At 50.3% G+C, this 16,306-nt stretch carries 18 protein-coding genes and 1 tRNA gene; all 19 read left to right on the top strand.

The window, feature by feature from the left end; all coding sequences use genetic code 11:
- Positions 1–30: 30 nt before the first annotated feature.
- The 19 genes from G006_RS0107410 to G006_RS0107310 all read left to right on the top strand — a co-directional run bounded on the left by G006_RS0107410 (position 31) and on the right by G006_RS0107310 (position 16,073).
- Positions 31–1,293, top strand: coding sequence for a cobyrinate a,c-diamide synthase (locus tag G006_RS0107410; RefSeq protein WP_020482545.1), 1,263 nt, complete (start codon positions 31–33; stop codon positions 1,291–1,293).
- Positions 1,294–1,381: 88 nt separating this feature from the next.
- A complete protein-coding gene (gene recA / locus G006_RS0107405; protein ID WP_020482544.1) occupies positions 1,382–2,434 on the top strand; it encodes a recombinase RecA in 1,053 nt (350 codons plus the stop codon).
- The gene (locus G006_RS0107400) at positions 2,397–2,894 is read left to right on the top strand and encodes a regulatory protein RecX (protein WP_152428821.1); all 498 of its coding nucleotides are present in this window, start codon (positions 2,397–2,399) and stop codon (positions 2,892–2,894) included. Before recA ends, G006_RS0107400 begins: the two co-directional genes overlap by 38 nt.
- A 145-nt stretch (positions 2,895–3,039) precedes the next feature.
- Entirely contained in the window at positions 3,040–3,300 is a 261-nt protein-coding gene (locus G006_RS0107395; RefSeq protein ID WP_020482542.1) for a hypothetical protein, read from the top strand.
- Complete coding sequence (locus G006_RS0107390; protein WP_020482541.1) at positions 3,297–3,698, top strand: type II toxin-antitoxin system VapC family toxin; 402 nt, start codon at positions 3,297–3,299, stop codon at positions 3,696–3,698. Before G006_RS0107395 ends, G006_RS0107390 begins: the two co-directional genes overlap by 4 nt.
- Positions 3,699–3,742: 44 nt before the next feature.
- Positions 3,743–6,355: an alanine--tRNA ligase gene (gene alaS, locus G006_RS0107385; RefSeq protein WP_020482540.1), complete on the top strand. Its 2,613-nt coding sequence runs from the start codon at positions 3,743–3,745 to the stop codon at positions 6,353–6,355.
- 22 nt (positions 6,356–6,377) lie between these two features.
- Complete coding sequence (locus tag G006_RS0107380; RefSeq protein WP_020482539.1) at positions 6,378–6,638, top strand: DUF4160 domain-containing protein; 261 nt, start codon at positions 6,378–6,380, stop codon at positions 6,636–6,638.
- A gap of 12 nt (positions 6,639–6,650) precedes the next feature.
- A complete protein-coding gene (locus G006_RS0107375; RefSeq protein ID WP_020482538.1) occupies positions 6,651–6,893 on the top strand; it encodes a DUF2442 domain-containing protein in 243 nt (80 codons plus the stop codon).
- A 376-nt stretch (positions 6,894–7,269) separates the two neighbouring features.
- Positions 7,270–8,337 carry a DUF4062 domain-containing protein gene (locus G006_RS26980; RefSeq protein ID WP_020482536.1) on the top strand — a complete coding sequence of 356 codons (1,068 nt, stop codon included), beginning with the start codon at positions 7,270–7,272 and terminating at the stop codon, positions 8,335–8,337.
- A 229-nt stretch (positions 8,338–8,566) separates the two neighbouring features.
- Entirely contained in the window at positions 8,567–8,881 is a 315-nt protein-coding gene (locus G006_RS0107360) for a hypothetical protein (protein ID WP_020482535.1), read from the top strand.
- Positions 8,878–9,297, top strand: a complete 420-nt coding sequence (locus G006_RS0107355) for a PIN domain-containing protein (RefSeq protein ID WP_020482534.1) — start codon at positions 8,878–8,880, stop codon at positions 9,295–9,297. Before G006_RS0107360 ends, G006_RS0107355 begins: the two co-directional genes overlap by 4 nt.
- 178 nt (positions 9,298–9,475) lie before the next feature.
- Positions 9,476–10,696 carry an aspartate kinase gene (locus tag G006_RS0107350; RefSeq protein ID WP_020482533.1) on the top strand — a complete coding sequence of 407 codons (1,221 nt, stop codon included), beginning with the start codon at positions 9,476–9,478 and terminating at the stop codon, positions 10,694–10,696.
- Between the two features lie 275 nt (positions 10,697–10,971).
- Complete coding sequence (locus tag G006_RS0107345; protein ID WP_026601374.1) at positions 10,972–11,181, top strand: hypothetical protein; 210 nt, start codon at positions 10,972–10,974, stop codon at positions 11,179–11,181.
- A gap of 174 nt (positions 11,182–11,355) precedes the next feature.
- Positions 11,356–11,541, top strand: coding sequence for a heavy metal translocating P-type ATPase metal-binding domain-containing protein (locus G006_RS0107335; RefSeq protein ID WP_020482530.1), 186 nt, complete (start codon positions 11,356–11,358; stop codon positions 11,539–11,541).
- A gap of 63 nt (positions 11,542–11,604) precedes the next feature.
- Positions 11,605–11,856, top strand: a complete 252-nt coding sequence (locus G006_RS0107330) for a hypothetical protein (protein WP_225587427.1) — start codon at positions 11,605–11,607, stop codon at positions 11,854–11,856.
- A gap of 90 nt (positions 11,857–11,946) precedes the next feature.
- Complete coding sequence (locus G006_RS0107325; protein ID WP_020482528.1) at positions 11,947–12,561, top strand: hypothetical protein; 615 nt, start codon at positions 11,947–11,949, stop codon at positions 12,559–12,561.
- Positions 12,562–12,630: 69 nt separating this feature from the next.
- On the top strand, positions 12,631–15,081 hold the full coding sequence (locus G006_RS0107320) for a heavy metal translocating P-type ATPase (RefSeq protein WP_020482527.1): 2,451 nt from the start codon (positions 12,631–12,633) through the stop codon (positions 15,079–15,081).
- The gene (locus tag G006_RS0107315; RefSeq protein ID WP_235048840.1) at positions 15,082–15,924 is read left to right on the top strand and encodes a sulfite exporter TauE/SafE family protein; all 843 of its coding nucleotides are present in this window, start codon (positions 15,082–15,084) and stop codon (positions 15,922–15,924) included. It begins immediately after the preceding gene.
- A 73-nt stretch (positions 15,925–15,997) separates the two neighbouring features.
- Positions 15,998–16,073: transfer RNA gene (locus tag G006_RS0107310), tRNA-Thr, on the top strand.
- Positions 16,074–16,306: the final 233 nt, after the last annotated feature.

Genomic DNA, 16,306 nt, shown 5'->3' with positions numbered 1-16,306 from the left:
ACGACTACCGACCCGTGTAATTGTCCGGCTATGTTGATCAGCGCTCCGGCTTCCGGGCAAGGCAAAACTACCGTCACCGCCGCGCTGGCTTATCACCATAGGCAGCAAGGCCGCCGGGTAAGGGTGTTCAAAACCGGCCCGGATTTCATCGATCCGCAGATTTTGGCCCACGCCTGCGGACAGCCTGTCTATCAATTGGATTTATGGATGATGGGCGAGGCGCATTGCCGCGAGTTGTTATATCGAGCCGCCGACGAAGCCGATTTGATCTTGATCGAAGGGGTGATGGGTTTGTTCGACGGTGACAGCAGTAGCGCCGATCTGGCTCAGGCCTTGGCGGTGCCGGTCGCGGCGGTGATCGACGCGCAAGGCATGGCGCAGACCTTTGCTGCCGTGACTTACGGCTTAGCCAATTACCGGCCTGGTTTGCCGTTTGCCGGCGCAATAGCCAACAAGGTCGGCAGTGCCGGTCACGCCAGGATGCTTCAGGAAGCCTTGCCGGCGGGCATGCCTTTGTTGGCCGCAATGAGTCGAGACGACGCGGTGGGTTTGCCGTCCCGGCATTTGGGTTTGCTGCAAGCTGATGAAATTGGCGATCTGGATGCCCGGCTGGCGCGGGCCGCGGAATTATTAAACAGCTTTACGCCCTGTGTTTTGCCGGCCCCAGTCGCGTTTGCCAACGTTTCCGCCAATCCGCCGCCGCGCTTGCTGGCCGGTAAACGCATCGCGGTGGCGCGCGATGCGGCGTTTTCGTTTATCTACCAAGCCAATCTGGATTGTTTGCGAGCGATGGGTGCCGAGTTGGCATTCTTCTCGCCGCTGGCCGATAGTGTCTTGCCGGCGGTCGATAGCGTTTATTTGCCGGGCGGCTACCCTGAACTGCATCTGCAAGCGTTGGCAGACAACGTGGCGATGAAGCAGGCTTTAGCTGCGCATCATCGCGCTGGTAAAGCCATCTATGCCGAATGCGGCGGTTTTTTGTATTTGCTGGATAGTCTGGCGGACAAGGAAGGCCATCGAGCGGCGATGGTGGGTTTGTTATCCGGTAGCGCCGCCATGCAAACTAGGTTAGCCAACCTTGGTATGCATAGTCTGCAATTGGAGCAGGGCGAGATTCGCGGCCACAGCTTTCATTTTTCCAAACTGGAAACCGCGCTGCAGCCGTTCGCTACCTCCACCGCGCAACGCAGCTTTGGGCATGGCGAAGGCTTTTTCCGCAACGGCTCCACGCAAGCCTCGTATCTGCACTTGTATTTTCCGTTCAACCCGCAACTCGCTGCCGGCTTTTTCTAAGGTTTGTAGAGCGATTAAAACTGTTTCACAGCCAGGGTCTATGGGATAATGCGCGGCTTTCACCGGCCAGACAACAGCAGGTACTAAAATGGACGAAAACAAGAAAAAGGCGCTGGGCGCGGCGTTGATGCAGATCGAAAAGCAATTCGGCAAAGGCTCCGTGATGCGGATGGGCGACGTCGCCGCCAGTCGCGATATCGAAGTGGTGTCCACCGGTTCGCTGTCCTTGGATATTGCCCTGGGTGTCGGTGGTTTACCTCGCGGTCGGGTCATCGAAATCTACGGACCGGAATCGTCCGGCAAAACCACTTTAACCCTGCAAACCATCGCGCAAATGCAAAAACTGGGCGGCACGGCGGCGTTTGTCGATGCCGAACACGCCCTGGACCCCGTCTATGCGCAAAAGATCGGCGTCAATATCGAAGACTTATTGGTGTCGCAGCCGGATACCGGCGAGCAGGCCTTGGAAATCACCGACATGTTGGTACGTTCCGGCGCGGTTGACATCGTGGTAATAGACTCGGTGGCGGCCTTGACTCCCAAAGCCGAGATCGAAGGCGACATGGGCGACTCGCACATGGGCTTGCAAGCGCGCTTGATGTCGCAAGCGTTGCGCAAACTCACTGCCAACATCAAACGCTCCAACACCCTGGTGATTTTTATCAACCAATTGCGGATGAAGATTGGGGTGATGTTCGGCAACCCGGAAACCACTACCGGCGGTAATGCACTGAAGTTTTATGCGTCGGTACGTTTGGATATTCGTCGCATCGGTTCGATCAAGAAAGGCGACGAAGTAATCGGCAATGAAACCCGTGTCAAAGTGGTTAAAAACAAAGTCGCACCGCCGTTCAAACAAGCCGATTTCGAGATTCTCTATGGCGAAGGCGTGTCATTCTTCGGCGAGTTGGTGGATTTAGGTGTGGAGTTTGGCTTCGTGCAAAAGTCCGGTTCCTGGTATGCCTACAACAACGAGAAGATCGGTCAGGGCAAGGACAACGCCAAGCAGTTCTTACGGGATAACCCGGACAAGGCCGCCGAATTGGAAAAAGCTATCCGCGAAAAAGCCTTTGCCAAGTTAGCGGCCGCACCGGCAGCAGTCAGTGAAGACGACGACGCCGAGTTTGTCGACGGCGATTGAGCGTCGGCAACAGATCGAGACAGTCTGCCTGAGGTTGTTGTCCAGGCGCGAACATAGCCGCCGGGAGTTACTGGACAAATTGGCTTTGCGTGGATTTAATCGCGATGAGGTTGAGCCGGTCATCTCTGAGATGGCCGAGCAGAATTGGCAGAATGACGAGCGTTATACCGAATGTTATGTTCGGCAGCGTATCCAAAGCGGATACGGACCTACGCGCATACGCTACGAATTGCAACAGCGCGGTATCAATGACGCCGATCCAGATGCCCAAGCCGAAGAACAGGGTGGTTGGCAGAATTTGTTGTTGGACGTGTATTTGGGTAAATACGACGACGAAAAATTGCTGAGCCAAAATGAATGGTTGAAGCGTAGTCGCTTTTTACAGCAACGCGGTTTCAGCGGCGAGATGATTAAACGCTTGTTTGCGGAATTGAAAATCAAATTAAGTAGGTCGGGTTAGCGTAGCGTAACCCGGCGAACAGAGCTTTTAGTTGGGTTACGCTACGCTAACCCAACCTACGTTTGTTGGAACAAAAAAAAGAAGTTCGATAGGATGTGCTGAACAAAGTGAAGCGCATCAATCTCAACCAGCGAGATAAGAAAAAATGACAGCCCATTCCTCAAATGAACTCATAGCGTCGGCTTCGCAATTTAGGCAAGTGTATGACGATGCACCCGAGACAATTGTCATTCCCAAGCACTTGCAACACCACCGTATCGTAGTGACGGTGTCATTGTTGGATGAAAATCAAGCTGCTACGCCAATTAGAAAACGCAGACCGCCTGCGCAATTCGCAGGGCGAGTGAAAGAATTGGGTGATGTCATCAACACACTGTCCGCCAATGACTGGGGGTTGGCTGATTGATTGTATTGGATACGCATATTTGGCATTGGTGGACTAATCAGATTCCGGGGCGTTTGCCGTCCGGCATTGTCGATTTAATCGAGCAAGCCGATGAAGTAGCGGTTTCCGCAATTTCCGTTTTCGAGATGGCGTGGTTGGTTCGGCACGGAAGAATCGAATTGGGTGGCGAATTCGAGCAATGGCTTGAAGATGTTATTGAATCAGATTGTGTCAAATTCCTACCGGTTACGCCGCCGATTGCAAGTTTGGCTGTGGCGTTGCCGGAGCATCATAAAGATCCACAAGATCGTCTGATTATTGCCACGGCCTTAATTGAGAATGCGAGATTGTTGAGTTTTGATACTGCGTTTCCGGCTTATCTTGAGATGCAGGGCCGGCTGATCGGCCGTGATTATTGAATCCAATTTAAAAAATTGAAATTAAATTAACCGAACTAACCACAATGAAAACAATGACCAGCGCCGAATTGCGGACCGCCTTTTTGGAATTCTTTCGCCAACACGGTCACGCCGTGCAATCGTCCAGCTCTCTGGTGCCGGGCAACGACCCCACCCTGTTGTTTACCAACGCCGGGATGGTGCAGTTTAAGGATGTGTTCCTGGGCCGTGAGAAACTCGATTTTACTCGCGCAGCGACCAGTCAACGCTGCGTGCGGGCCGGCGGCAAGCATAACGATTTGGAAAACGTCGGTTATACCGCGCGTCACCATACCTTCTTCGAAATGCTTGGCAACTTCAGCTTTGGCGATTATTTCAAACGCGATGCGATTCATTTTGCTTGGGACTTCCTCACCAAAGAGCTGGGTATTCCTAAGGAAAGACTGTGGGTAACGGTATTCGACGAAGATTCCGAAGCCGAAGCGATCTGGCTGGAAGATGTCAAACACGACCCCAAGCGCTTCTCGCGGATCGGCGCTAAAGATAATTTCTGGTCGATGGGCGATGTTGGCCCTTGCGGCCCTTGCACCGAGATTTTCTACGACCACGGCGAACATGTAGCCGGTGGCCCTCCAGGCAGCCCGGACGAAGACGGTGACCGTTACATCGAAATCTGGAACTTGGTGTTCATGCAATACGACCGCGACAAGGACGGCAACCTGACGCCGTTGCCAGCACCATCGGTCGATACGGGCATGGGCCTGGAGCGGATTTCGGCGGTGATGCAAGGTGTGCACAGCAACTACGAAATCGACCTGTTCCAAAACCTGTTAAAAGTTGCCGCCCAGCTAGCTGGCACCAACGATTTGGCGAATAGTTCGTTGCGGGTAATCGCCGACCATATTCGTTCCTGTGCGTTTTTGGTGGCCGATGGCGTATTGCCTTCCAACGAAGGCCGCGGCTATGTATTGCGCCGCATCGTGCGCCGGGCGATTCGCCACGGTTACCGTTTGGGCATTCAAGACACCTTCTTCTACAAATTGGTTGCGCCGCTGGTCGCGGAAATGGGTGCTGCTTATCCGGAGTTGGCTAAGGCTCAGGAGCAAGTCGAGCGGGTGCTGAAAAAAGAAGAGGAGCGCTTCGCGGAAACCCTGGAGCAGGGCATGAAAATTCTGGAAGCCTGCGTCGCCAAACTGGACGGCCATGTCATCCCCGGCGACGTGGTGTTCTTGTTGTATGACACTTACGGCTTCCCTGTAGATTTGACCGCCGATTTCGCTCGCGAGCATAAACTCAGTGTCGATCATGCCGGTTTCGAAGTGGAAATGGCGGCGCAACGCGATCGGGCGCGCGCCGGCGGTAGTTTCGCAGCCGATTACGATCAAGACATCAAACACGACAGCAGCACCGAATTTACCGGCTATTTCCATCTGGACGGCTCGGTGCAAATTCTGGGCTTGTTCAAGCAAGGCCAGCCGGTCGATGCTTTGGAAGCGGGCGACGAAGGCGTGGTGATTCTGGATCAAACCCCGTTCTATGCCGAGTCCGGCGGCCAAGTCGGCGACACCGGCCGCATCGAATGTGGTGAAGCGGTTTTCGAAGTTCATGATACCCAGAAACAGGGTGGCAAACTATTCCTACATAAAGGTAAAGTGTTGCGTGGCACCCTCAGCGAGGGCCAAGCTTGTGAAGTCAGCGTCGATGCTGAGATTCGTAAAGCCACCGAGCGCAACCATTCCGCCACGCATTTATTGCATGCCGCGTTGCGGGCGACTTTGGGGGAACATGTGGCGCAAAAGGGTTCGCAAGTTAACTCGGAGCGCTTGCGTTTCGATTTCTCTCATTTCGAACCGATGACGCCGGCGGAAATTGCGACCGTCGAACGTTTGGTTAACGAACAAATTCGCTTGAATAACCCGGTCGCTGCCGAAATCATGGCCAAAGATGATGCCGTGAAAGCCGGCGCGATGGCCTTGTTCGGCGAGAAATACGGCGATGAAGTGCGGGTGTTGAAAATCGGCGAGTTCTCCACCGAGCTCTGCGGCGGTACTCACGTCGATAGAGCGGGCGATATCGGCTTGTTTAAAATCGTCGGCGAAACCGGCGTTGCGGCCGGTGTCAGACGTCTGGAAGCCGTGACCGGCCAAGGTGCCTTGGATTGGATAGATCATCGCGAAAAAGCTTTGCTAAGTATCGCCGGCTTGCTGAAAGCCGCGCCAGACAAAGCTGCCGATAAAGTCCACCAATTGCTGGAAAAAACCCGTGGACTGGAAAAAGAACTGGAAAAATTGAAGTCTAAATTAGCCAGCTCGGCGGGCGACGAAATGACCAATCAGGCCGTTGACGTTAATGGCGTGAAAGTGCTGGCTGTGAAACTCGACGACGTCGATCCGAAAGCCCTGCGCGATTTGGCCGACCAGTTGAAAAATAAACTTGGCAGCGCGGCTTTGGTTTTAGCTGCGGTCAGCGGCGATAAAGTCAGTTTGATCGCCAGCGTTTCCAAGGATGCGATGGATAAAGTCAAAGCCGGTGAGTTGGTGAATTTTGTCGCGACCCAAGTCGGTGGGAAAGGCGGCGGCCGGCCGGATATGGCGCAGGCAGGCGGGAATGATCCTGCCGGATTGCCGGCGGCGTTGGCGGCGGTGCCGGAGTGGGTTAGAGAGCGATTAGCCGGTTAGTTTTTTCGAACGGTGGATTACGATGCCTTATGTATCCATGTTTTTTGGAATTATCATTCGGATGTTTCATAACGACCATAATCCACCGCATTTTCATGCTGAATATCAAGGACAGCGGGGTGTGTTCGGTATGGATGGAAATATGATTAAAGGCAACATAAGCTCGAAAACTGCCAAAAAATTGATTCAGGAATGGGCATTACTCCATCAGGAAGAGCTGATGCAGAATTGGCAAAAAGCTAACCAAGGTAAGCAGATTGATAGAATCGAACCTCTCAATTAACGGAGAAAATCTATGCAGTACATGCCCGTTGTTGTTGATGCCGAATATTTAAGCGATTACAAAATTAAATTAACTTTCGATAACGGCGAAAAACGAATTGCCGATTGTTGGAAGTGGCTGCATGGCGAGGTTTTCGAGCCATTGAAGGATAAGCAGTATTTTCAGAGGTTTTTTGTCGATGGCTGGAGTATATCTTGGCCAAATGGGGCGGATATTGCGCCGGAGACTTTGTATGAAGAGGGTGAAATCATATAGTCTTTCGATTTAAAGGCTATTTGATTGGAGTGTGTCGCTGACGCGACGGCTTAATTAGAAGTCGGTTCTCGGACCGACAACCGAGATACTTTTCTTTGCTTGTCCAAAGAAAAGTATCCAAAAGAAAGGACACCCGGACGCCGCTTGTTTCCTGCGCTCCTCGCTTTTGACGGGGGTTGCCGAAAGGGGCATCCTGCCCCTTCGTCAACGCGATGCATCCCTGCATCGCCCCTAACGGGCTATTCCCGCCAAAAGCTTCGGTGCTCGGCGCGGCATACGGGACAAAACCCGCCTCCATGTAGGTTGGATTCTCGATAGTGTTATCCAGTCTTCTGACTAACAAACCTATTAGTTTGGTAAACAGCGGAGATACAATTTGGAAAAGAGGTATCAAGTATTTGTTAGCTCAACTTATGCCGATTTAAAGGATGAAAGACATAAGGTTATTCAGACTTTGATGGAGTTGGATTGTATTCCTGCAGGAATGGAATTGTTTCCGGCTACTGATGAGGATCAATTTGAGTTCATAAAGCGAATAATCGATGACTGTGATTATTATTTATTGATTATTGGTGGAAGGTACGGTTCGGTAACAGAGAAGGGTATTAGTTATACCGAGCAGGAATATGAATATGCACTCGGTCGAGGATTAAAAGTAATTGCATTATTGCATGAGCAGCCAAATCAAATATGTTTTGAAAAATCTGAGCCCGATCCTGATCTCCGTGCTCGCTTACAATCTTTTCGTGAAAAAGTTGCTACAGGCAGATTAGTTAAGTTCTGGAATAGCTCCAAAGAGCTGCCTGGAATTGTGGCACTAAGTATGCCAAAAACAATAAAAATGTTTCCAGCAATTGGTTGGGTTAGAGCCGACAAGGTATCAAGCGAAGAGCTGTTGATTGAAATTAATGAGCTTCGCAAGCAAAACGCAGAACTCAGTAAGGCTTTGTCTGATATTGAGCCGAGTATCTTTACAGGAACTGAAGAAAAGGATTTTACGTATATTCATAGTAGACTTAACCGATTGCATGACATAGTAGTTAAGTCTAATTATGAAAATGATGCTGACAATGTTGTTTCTGGAAAAAAATATTCTGTAAATTTAGCTTCTCTAGTTCCGTTTATTTCAGCATCAGGAAAACATAAGTATGACTGGTTTTCAATTTCAGATATTATAATTAGCGAAATTATTTTTGATGAGAATATAAAGAAGGATAAGTTTTCCGTTGTTCATAATCAAAACTTCTCTGACGAACTTTTAATGTATGGATTCCTTGCAAAAATTTATATTCCACCAGTATCTGGTGGTGAAAATAGTATATTAGGGATGGTAAGGGGTGATACTTTTCGGTTAATCTACTCAGAAAAATTAGAGCGATATAAATATTGGTTAAATGTAAATGGAAAAATGCCCGAGCATGTTGATGTCATCGAAAGTTCTTAGAACGCACGGTTCCAAATTTAGCTGATAGGGGCGATTTAGGGATACATCGAGTTGACGAAGGGTTTGGTCAAGACCCGGCAAAATCGAGGAGCGCGGGGAATAAGCGGCATCCGGGTGTCTTTTCTTTTGGATACTTTTCTTTGGACAAGCAAAGAAAAGTATCTCGGTTGTCGATCCGACAAATCGGCAGGATAGCCGATTTGCATGCGGAGCACCGCAGGCCAAACACATGGATGTGGTTCGTGAAACCGACATTAAAATAACCCGTCGCGATAGCGACACATTATTACGACAGGCTTTAAGTTTTCCAGAAGAGGCCCTAACCATGTTGACTTACCAAGCCACAGACAAAACAGTCAATTTAAGTTTCTCCAAAGAGTTTTTATCGGCTCATGAATTGACAAGATTGATTGAAATGCTGCGCGTTAAGGAGCTGATTTCTAAAAGCCAGATGACCGATGATGATACAAGTTTGCTTGATAATGAATTGAAAGAAAATTGGTGGCGGGAGAATCAGGAAAGGTTTCTGGCAAAAATTAAATGAAACCGGTGATTGTTGATACCAATATCGTTTTTTCGGCATTGGTAAATAAAAACTCCAATATAGCCACATTGTTGTTGAGCTCGGAGCAGCCCTTGTTGATGCCTAAATATGGCTTTGTCGAATTGTTTAAATACAAAGAAAAAATCTGCGCGGTCAGTAAGCATTCCCAGGATGAAGTCCTAGAGCTACTTTATGAGTTGATTCGACATATCGATTTCTTTGATGAAAACAGTATCTCGGTCGAGGCTTTACAAAAAGCGTGGGGCTTGGTGAGAGATGTGGATGCAAAAGATTTGTTGTTTGTCGCGCTGACCATCGAAATGGGCGGTTTGTTATGGACCGGCGACAATCAGTTGAAAATCGGACTTGAATCAAGGGGCTTTAATGCGTTCTTTTCACCGACTGCTGATCCCTGATAATTTTGTCGGGTAAATAGGTATCTCGCGTTAAAATTGCTCGTCATCTTGGCGGTATCAAGCAAAAAATCGCTTAGTAAGTACAAATCTAAAAGATGAGATCGCTGGTGATTCTCTTCACTCCAACCCTCTCCGGTACGGCGAGGGAGTAATAAAAAGCCAAAAGGTCAATAAAAACATGGCATTGTACGTCTATAAATTTGGCGGCACGTCCGTTGGTACGGTGGAACGTATCAAGGCGGTCGCCGAGAAAGTGAAAAAAGCCCGCGATGCGGGCGATCAGATTGTGGTGGTGGTGTCCGCGATGAGCGGGGAGACCAATCGCCTCGTGGCCTTGGCAAAAGAGTTGCAGCCGCAGCCGACCGACCGGGAGTTGGACGTGTTGTTGTCCACCGGCGAGCAAGTCACCATCGCTTTGCTGTCGATGGCCTTGCATCAGCTCGGTTGCGAGGCGCGCTCTTATACCGGCGCGCAAGTGCGGATTCTCACCGATAGCGCGCATACCAAGGCGCGGATACGGGAGATCGACGAAGCCAATATGCGTGCTGATCTCGATGCCGGTCGGGTGGTGGTGGTGGCCGGATTCCAGGGCGTGGACGAGCACGGCAATATTACGACCTTGGGACGCGGCGGCTCGGATACCACGGGTGTGGCGTTGGCGGCGGCTTTGAAAGCCGACGAGTGCCATATCTACACCGACGTGGACGGCGTGTATACCACCGATCCGCGCGTGGTACCGAAAGCCCGCCGCCTGGATAGCATAACTTTTGAAGAAATGCTGGAAATGGCCAGCTTGGGCTCCAAAGTCTTACAAATCCGTTCGGTCGAGTTCGCCGGCAAATACAATGTCAAATTGCGCGTGTTGTCTTCGTTTTTGGAAGGCAACGGCACCCTTATTACCTACGAGGAATCAGAAATGGAAAGAGCGTTAATTTCAGGCATCGCGTTTAACCGGGACGAGGCCAAGCTGACCTTGACCGGCGTGCCTGATCTGCCGGGCGTGGCGTCGAAAATCCTGGGACCGATCGCCGCCGAGAATATCGAGGTGGACATGATCGTGCAGAACATTTCCGCGAATGGCACGACCGATTTCACCTTTACGGTGAATCGCAACGACTTTGCCCGCGCGCAGAAAGTGTTGGAAGGTTTGCGCGCCGACTTGGGCGGTAACACGACCATCATTGGCGATAACAGTATCGTCAAAGTGTCGATTGTCGGCGTCGGTATGCGTTCGCACGCGGGCATCGCCAGCACCATGTTCAAAGTATTGGCCGACGAAGGTATCAATATCCAGATGATCTCGACATCCGAAATCAAGATTTCCGTGGTGGTTGACGAGAAGTACCTGGAGCTGGCAGTGCGCGCACTGCACAAAGCGTTTGGTCTTGATCAGGAGTAGTGTGATACGTTGATTTTTGCTCGTTGCGAGCGCTAGACAATCAATAGTCCCCGGTTTTTGTATCGCATTTAGATACAAGGCTGGGGATTTTTTTGAATGCTCTTTACAAAAAACTATGTTAAATAACTTAAAAATAACGAGGCATTTCCCTTGTTTTTGATAGTTTTTTAATACGTTTTTACTTTTAGTCAATATAATCAAATGATTATATTTTGGCATCTTTTATGCTGTTTACCTCCGGTGGATTTTTAATTTTTTCTGCGTGAGGTATGTTAATGGCTCAAGAATTAATTGTTGTAAATCAAGAAGTCGTGGCACAGCAAATCAATACTGCCGGCTTGGTGCTGGGGGCAGGTTTGGCGGTGGCGTCAATGATATTGGTACCTGCCTTGGCGATGCGTCTTGGTTTGAGCGCAAGTTTGACTGGCGCCCTGAGAATTGCATTGATGAAGGCATCTAGCCGAGCCGCACACGGCAAACGATGACCGCACAGATGTATCTACCTGTTACTGGCTTGGTAAGCGTTAGGGCTATCGATAATTTCCTATTTTTACGGGTCTTGGCGGTGCTTGTTTTGTTTTTGCGCCTGGTGTTTACCAGGTTTATTTAGGCGCTATAATCCTGCAATGTGCACAGGTAATAAGTGAGTTCGTGTAACAATGGATGATAATAAGAAAAGCTGCGATCTTTGCGGGTTAGCCGTTGAAGTGGAAGGGTTTAGATTAAAAACCCTGCAAGGCGACAAGCGCTTTTGCTGCGAGGGCTGCAAGGGGATTTATCAAATGTTGCATGAAGCACAGGTTTTACCTGAAGACGCCGACGATTCAAACCAGCCCCAGTCTTAAACTGTAGCGAGGACGCATATGGCCCATGTTCACAATTCAAAGAAGAGCTCGAACGATTCATCCATGACTAAGCAGGTGGTGGCTGGTACACTAGCCACTGCAACTGTAAACACTGGAGGAAAATTGATGACTAAATTAGCGAAGCACCCTCTATTGGTGTTCGGTGCAGGCATGGTGGCGGGCTATTTTGTTTACAAATACAGAAAGGAAATTATTTCCAGCGCCACAAAAACTATTGATGCCGGCAAGGATTTTGTGTTGCATCAAAAAGAAAATCTCGAAGACATCGTTGCCGAAGCGAAAGAAGGCAATTAACCCCGTTCGATTCTTGGACATTTGGCTGTAACTTGAAACGGGTGGTCGCTGCTAAAGCAGGGCCGCCCGTTTTACTTTTCCCTGTTGACTATGGCTATCCAAAAAGAATTTGTACTACGTTACCGCCATGACGGTCATGTGCGTTTTCAGGTGCCCACGCAAGCTTGTCAACCGACGGTGGCAACATTGATAAGCACCAAGCTTGGTGCGATAAGCGGCGTCCAATCCGTTAGCCTGTATCGCGGGCAGGGCAAATTATCTATCAGATACGATGAGGCTATCTGTGGCTTTACCAGTTTGGCGGCAAAGTTGTTTCAAATCCTTGCCGAATTGGAGCAGCAAGGTTATTTCGACAGTAAACCGTTAGCGGAGAAGGCTAAAAAGTCTGTTCTCGGCATCAAAAAGCGATTGAAAGGTACCCGGATTGGCGGGTGGTTCAATGATAAATATCAAGCCGGCAAGGAAACGGTACAGGCGGCCAAAATTATCGGTAAGGTCAGTACCAAAGGCCCGAAAGCTCTGTTTAAAGATCCCGAAAAAGCCACGATAGATTTTTTGAACGATGTGCTGGTCTTGTATTTGATAAAAACTCACTGGACCCGCATCACGCAGGAGTGGTTGGTCAAACCCATCGTGCATCGTTACGAGTGGATGGCGGTGTTTTATATGTTTTTCTTATTAGTGCGTTCGCGCCGGCCCAAGTAGAGATTGTCAACGCCAATCCTATGATTTCCATAGGATTGGCTCGCTAGCCCATCAAATCCTCAGTCGCCCATGGAAACCGATACTCTAAATTACGTGCATTTTTCCGTTCGACATCAGCTAAAAAATCGGATGCGGATCATTACGCCGGTGTTACTTAACGACCCTGAACGCAGTTATATCCTGGAAATACTGCTGAAAAAGCGCCCGGAAATTAAAAGTGTGCGCTCGGTATTTGAAATCGGTTCAGTGGTGATTGAATTCGATTCCAATCGTTTACCGGCAAAAAACTTGCTGATCATGTTGGACGCAGTGTTGGGTAATATCGCGTTAAAGCAGACTGAGTTAAAAAAAGACAAGAAAAAAGCATTCGATGGGCCCCTGCAAGAAGTTGATTTAGCCGTGCAAGGCATGAGTTGCGCGTCCTGCGCCCTATTGATCGAAATGGTGTTAAACCGCGATGAACGGGTTAAAAAAGCCGGCGTCAATTTTGCCACCGAAACCGTTACGGTGCAGGGCCAGATCAGCAAGGCAGAGGTGATCGATAAAATCGAAAAACTGGGTTATAGCGCGATGCCCATTGATACGCTCTCGCAGCGGAAGAAGCTTATCGAAAAGGAGTTGCAACGAATTGACGTAGCCCGGCGTCGATTTGTATGGGCAGGGCTGTTAACCACTCCGGTGGTGACGATTGCCATGACGATGGGCGGCCGCTCCTGGATGCATTGGTTGCAGTTTGCGCTGACCACGCAGGTGGTATTTGGCACCGGCAGCCAGTTTTTCAGCAAGGCGTATCGGCTGGCTAAGCAGCGCGCGGCCAATATGGATAGCTTGATAGCGCTGGGCGTGGGCTCTGCTTACGGCTACAGCATTCCGTCGCTGTTCCGGCGGCGCGGCCATGTCTATTTCGAAGCGGCGGCGGCGATTATCACTTTTGTACTGCTGGGCCGCTATATGGAAGAACGGGCCAGAGGCAAGGCCGGCGAAGCGATCCGTAAATTGGTCGATCTGCAACCGCAAACCGCGACATTGTTGCTGGATGACGGTAGCGAACGTATTGTCGATGTTGACGACATCAAGATCGAAGATGTGATGCTGGTCAGGCCCGGTGAAAAAATCCCAACCGACGGCGTGGTGATCGCTGGTCTTTCCACGGTCGATGAAGCGATGATCACCGGGGAGAGTATGCCGGTGGTGAAGAGCGTCGGTCATGCGGTAATTGGCGGTTGTGTCAACGGCAACGGCGTGTTGCATATCAAGGCTACAGCGATAGGTATGGATACCGTGCTGGCGGGTATCGTGCATATGGTCGATCAAGCCCAGGCCGCCAAACTGCCGATTCAAAAACAGGTCGATAAAATTTCGGCGGTATTCGTGCCGGCGGTGATGGCTATTTCCGGCGCGACGCTGGTGGGTTGGCTGCTGGCCGGCGCGCCGTTCGCGTTTGCTTTCGGCAATGCCATCACGGTTTTGTTGATCGCTTGTCCCTGCGCGCTTGGACTGGCGACACCGGCGGCAATCATGGTCGGCACCGGCCAAGCCGCCAAGCAGGGCGTGTATATCCGCAACGGCGAAAGCCTGGAGATTGCCAGTAAACTGAATGCTATCGTCTTCGATAAGACCGGCACCATCACCGAGGGTAAGCCCAGGGTGAGCAAGGTCTACAAATTATCCCGTCTGGCCGAGAATAAACTAGTGATGTTGGCGGCATCCGCCGAGAACAATTCCGAACATTTTCTCGGCAAAGCCGTGGTGGCATTCGCCCGCGACGCGGGTGTCGAGTTGCAGGATTGCGCTTATTTTTACAGCGAAACCGGCCACGGCATTCGCGCCGAGGTGGACGGTTACAAATTGCTGCTGGGAAATCGGGGGTGGCTGGAGAATCAGCAAGTTGATGTAAGCCGCTTAGTGGAGCAGGCCGACAATTTTGCCGATCAAGGGCAAACCCCGGTGTACATGGCGATCAACGGCAAGGAGGCTGCGGTTTTTGCAATCGCCGACAATCCGCGTCCGGAAGCTGCGGCAGCTATAGCGCGTCTGCATGAACTGGGCATCAAAACCATGATGGTGACCGGCGACACCGAAAGGACCGCTCATTATATTGCGGAAAAAGTCGGGATAGCCGATGTGGTCGCCAACGCCAAGCCCGAGCAAAAGTTGCAAATTATTCGCCAGTTGCAGGACGAAGGACACAATGTCGGCATGATCGGCGACGGCATCAATGATGCGCCGGCGCTGGCCGCTGCCAATGTTGGTTTTGCAGTCGGCAGCGGTACCGATATTGCCATCGAATCAGCCGATCTGACCCTGGTGCAAGGCGATATCGGTAAGGTCACCGATACCATCGAACTTAGCTCATTTACCATCCGCGTCATCAAACAAAATCTATTTTGGGCGTTTGGTTACAACACTATAGCCATTCCGGTGGCGGCGCTGGGCAAGCTTAATCCGATGATCGCCTCCGCGGCGATGGCCTTGAGTTCTGTGTCGGTCATCGTCAACTCACTTCGATTGAACAAATAAATGGAACACAATATGGAAGGTATGGATCATGCCATGCACGGCATGACCGAAATGGCTGCGGCCACGGGATTCGATTACTCCCTGGCGTTCGTTGCCGGATTCTTGGGCAGCGGGCACTGCTTGGGGATGTGTGGGGCGCTAGTATCCGGTTATTTCATGCGGGCCGGGAAAAGCCGCAGTTATCTACCTTATATAGCTTATCAAGCCGCGCGAATTTCCGTGTATACCTTGATCGGCGTATTAGCTGCTTCTTTGGGCGTGGTGCTGGTATCCAGCGGCTTGTTCGGCAAGATCCAGAGTATCCTACAAATGTTGATGGGCGCGGTCGTGATTGTGTTGGCGCTGGGCGTACTGGGCTGGATACCCTGGCAAGGTTCGATACGTTTGATTCCCATGCAAGTGTTGCGCAAAGGTTATGCTGCGGCTAATCAAAAAGGACCATTGCTAGGTTCAGTTATCGCTGGCCTATTGAATGGTTTGATGCCATGCATGCTGACGTTTGCCATGGCTGTAAAAGCCACCACTGCTGCTACGTTGCTTGAGGGTGGGGCGTTGATGTTGGCATTTGGCGCTGGGACTTTACCGATGATGCTGTTTATCAGCGTCGCCTTCGGCAAAATGAGTGTGAAACTACGCGGTTTAATGTTGAAGGCCGCGGCATTCATCATGTTGTTGATGGGGGCTAATACCATTAACAACGGTTTGAGTTTTTACCAAGATCAAAACTTCAACCACAGTCATTTTCTGGTGTTTGTGCAGGATAAACTTGATGAACTAATTGTTTTTCTGCATGAAACGCTCAATTACATCGGCAGTATGTTGAGCAGTATTCAAGGGGGGTGACTGCAATTCGACGAGCTAAGTGAACTTAGTGCTGGAAATGTTCGAAATAACAGGTATAATGTGCGAATAATTTGCTGGTGTAGCTCAGTTGGTAGAGCAGCTGATTTGTAATCAGCCGGTCGCGGGTTCGAGTCCCATCGCCAGCTCCATATTTATCAAATGGCTTAGGTGTTTTTCACCTAGGCCTTTTTTATTTTGAGTCACCATAGAGTCACCACGCGAAATAGAAACAGGTTGTAATTAGTGGTAATCGCCCACTACCAAAACGACGCAGGGATAATTCCCGCCGTTGCCGGTAATCTCCAATCCCAATCCCCCATTGGGGGATGGTTCAATCCCGGAAAGCGCCACCGATCCAGCCAAGCCGAGCCGATATACTGGC

The organism is Methylomonas sp. MK1 (assembly GCF_000365425.1).
Taxonomy (GTDB): Bacteria; Pseudomonadota; Gammaproteobacteria; order Methylococcales; family Methylomonadaceae; genus Methylomonas.
This window is presented reverse-complemented; position numbering and strand designations above follow the sequence as displayed.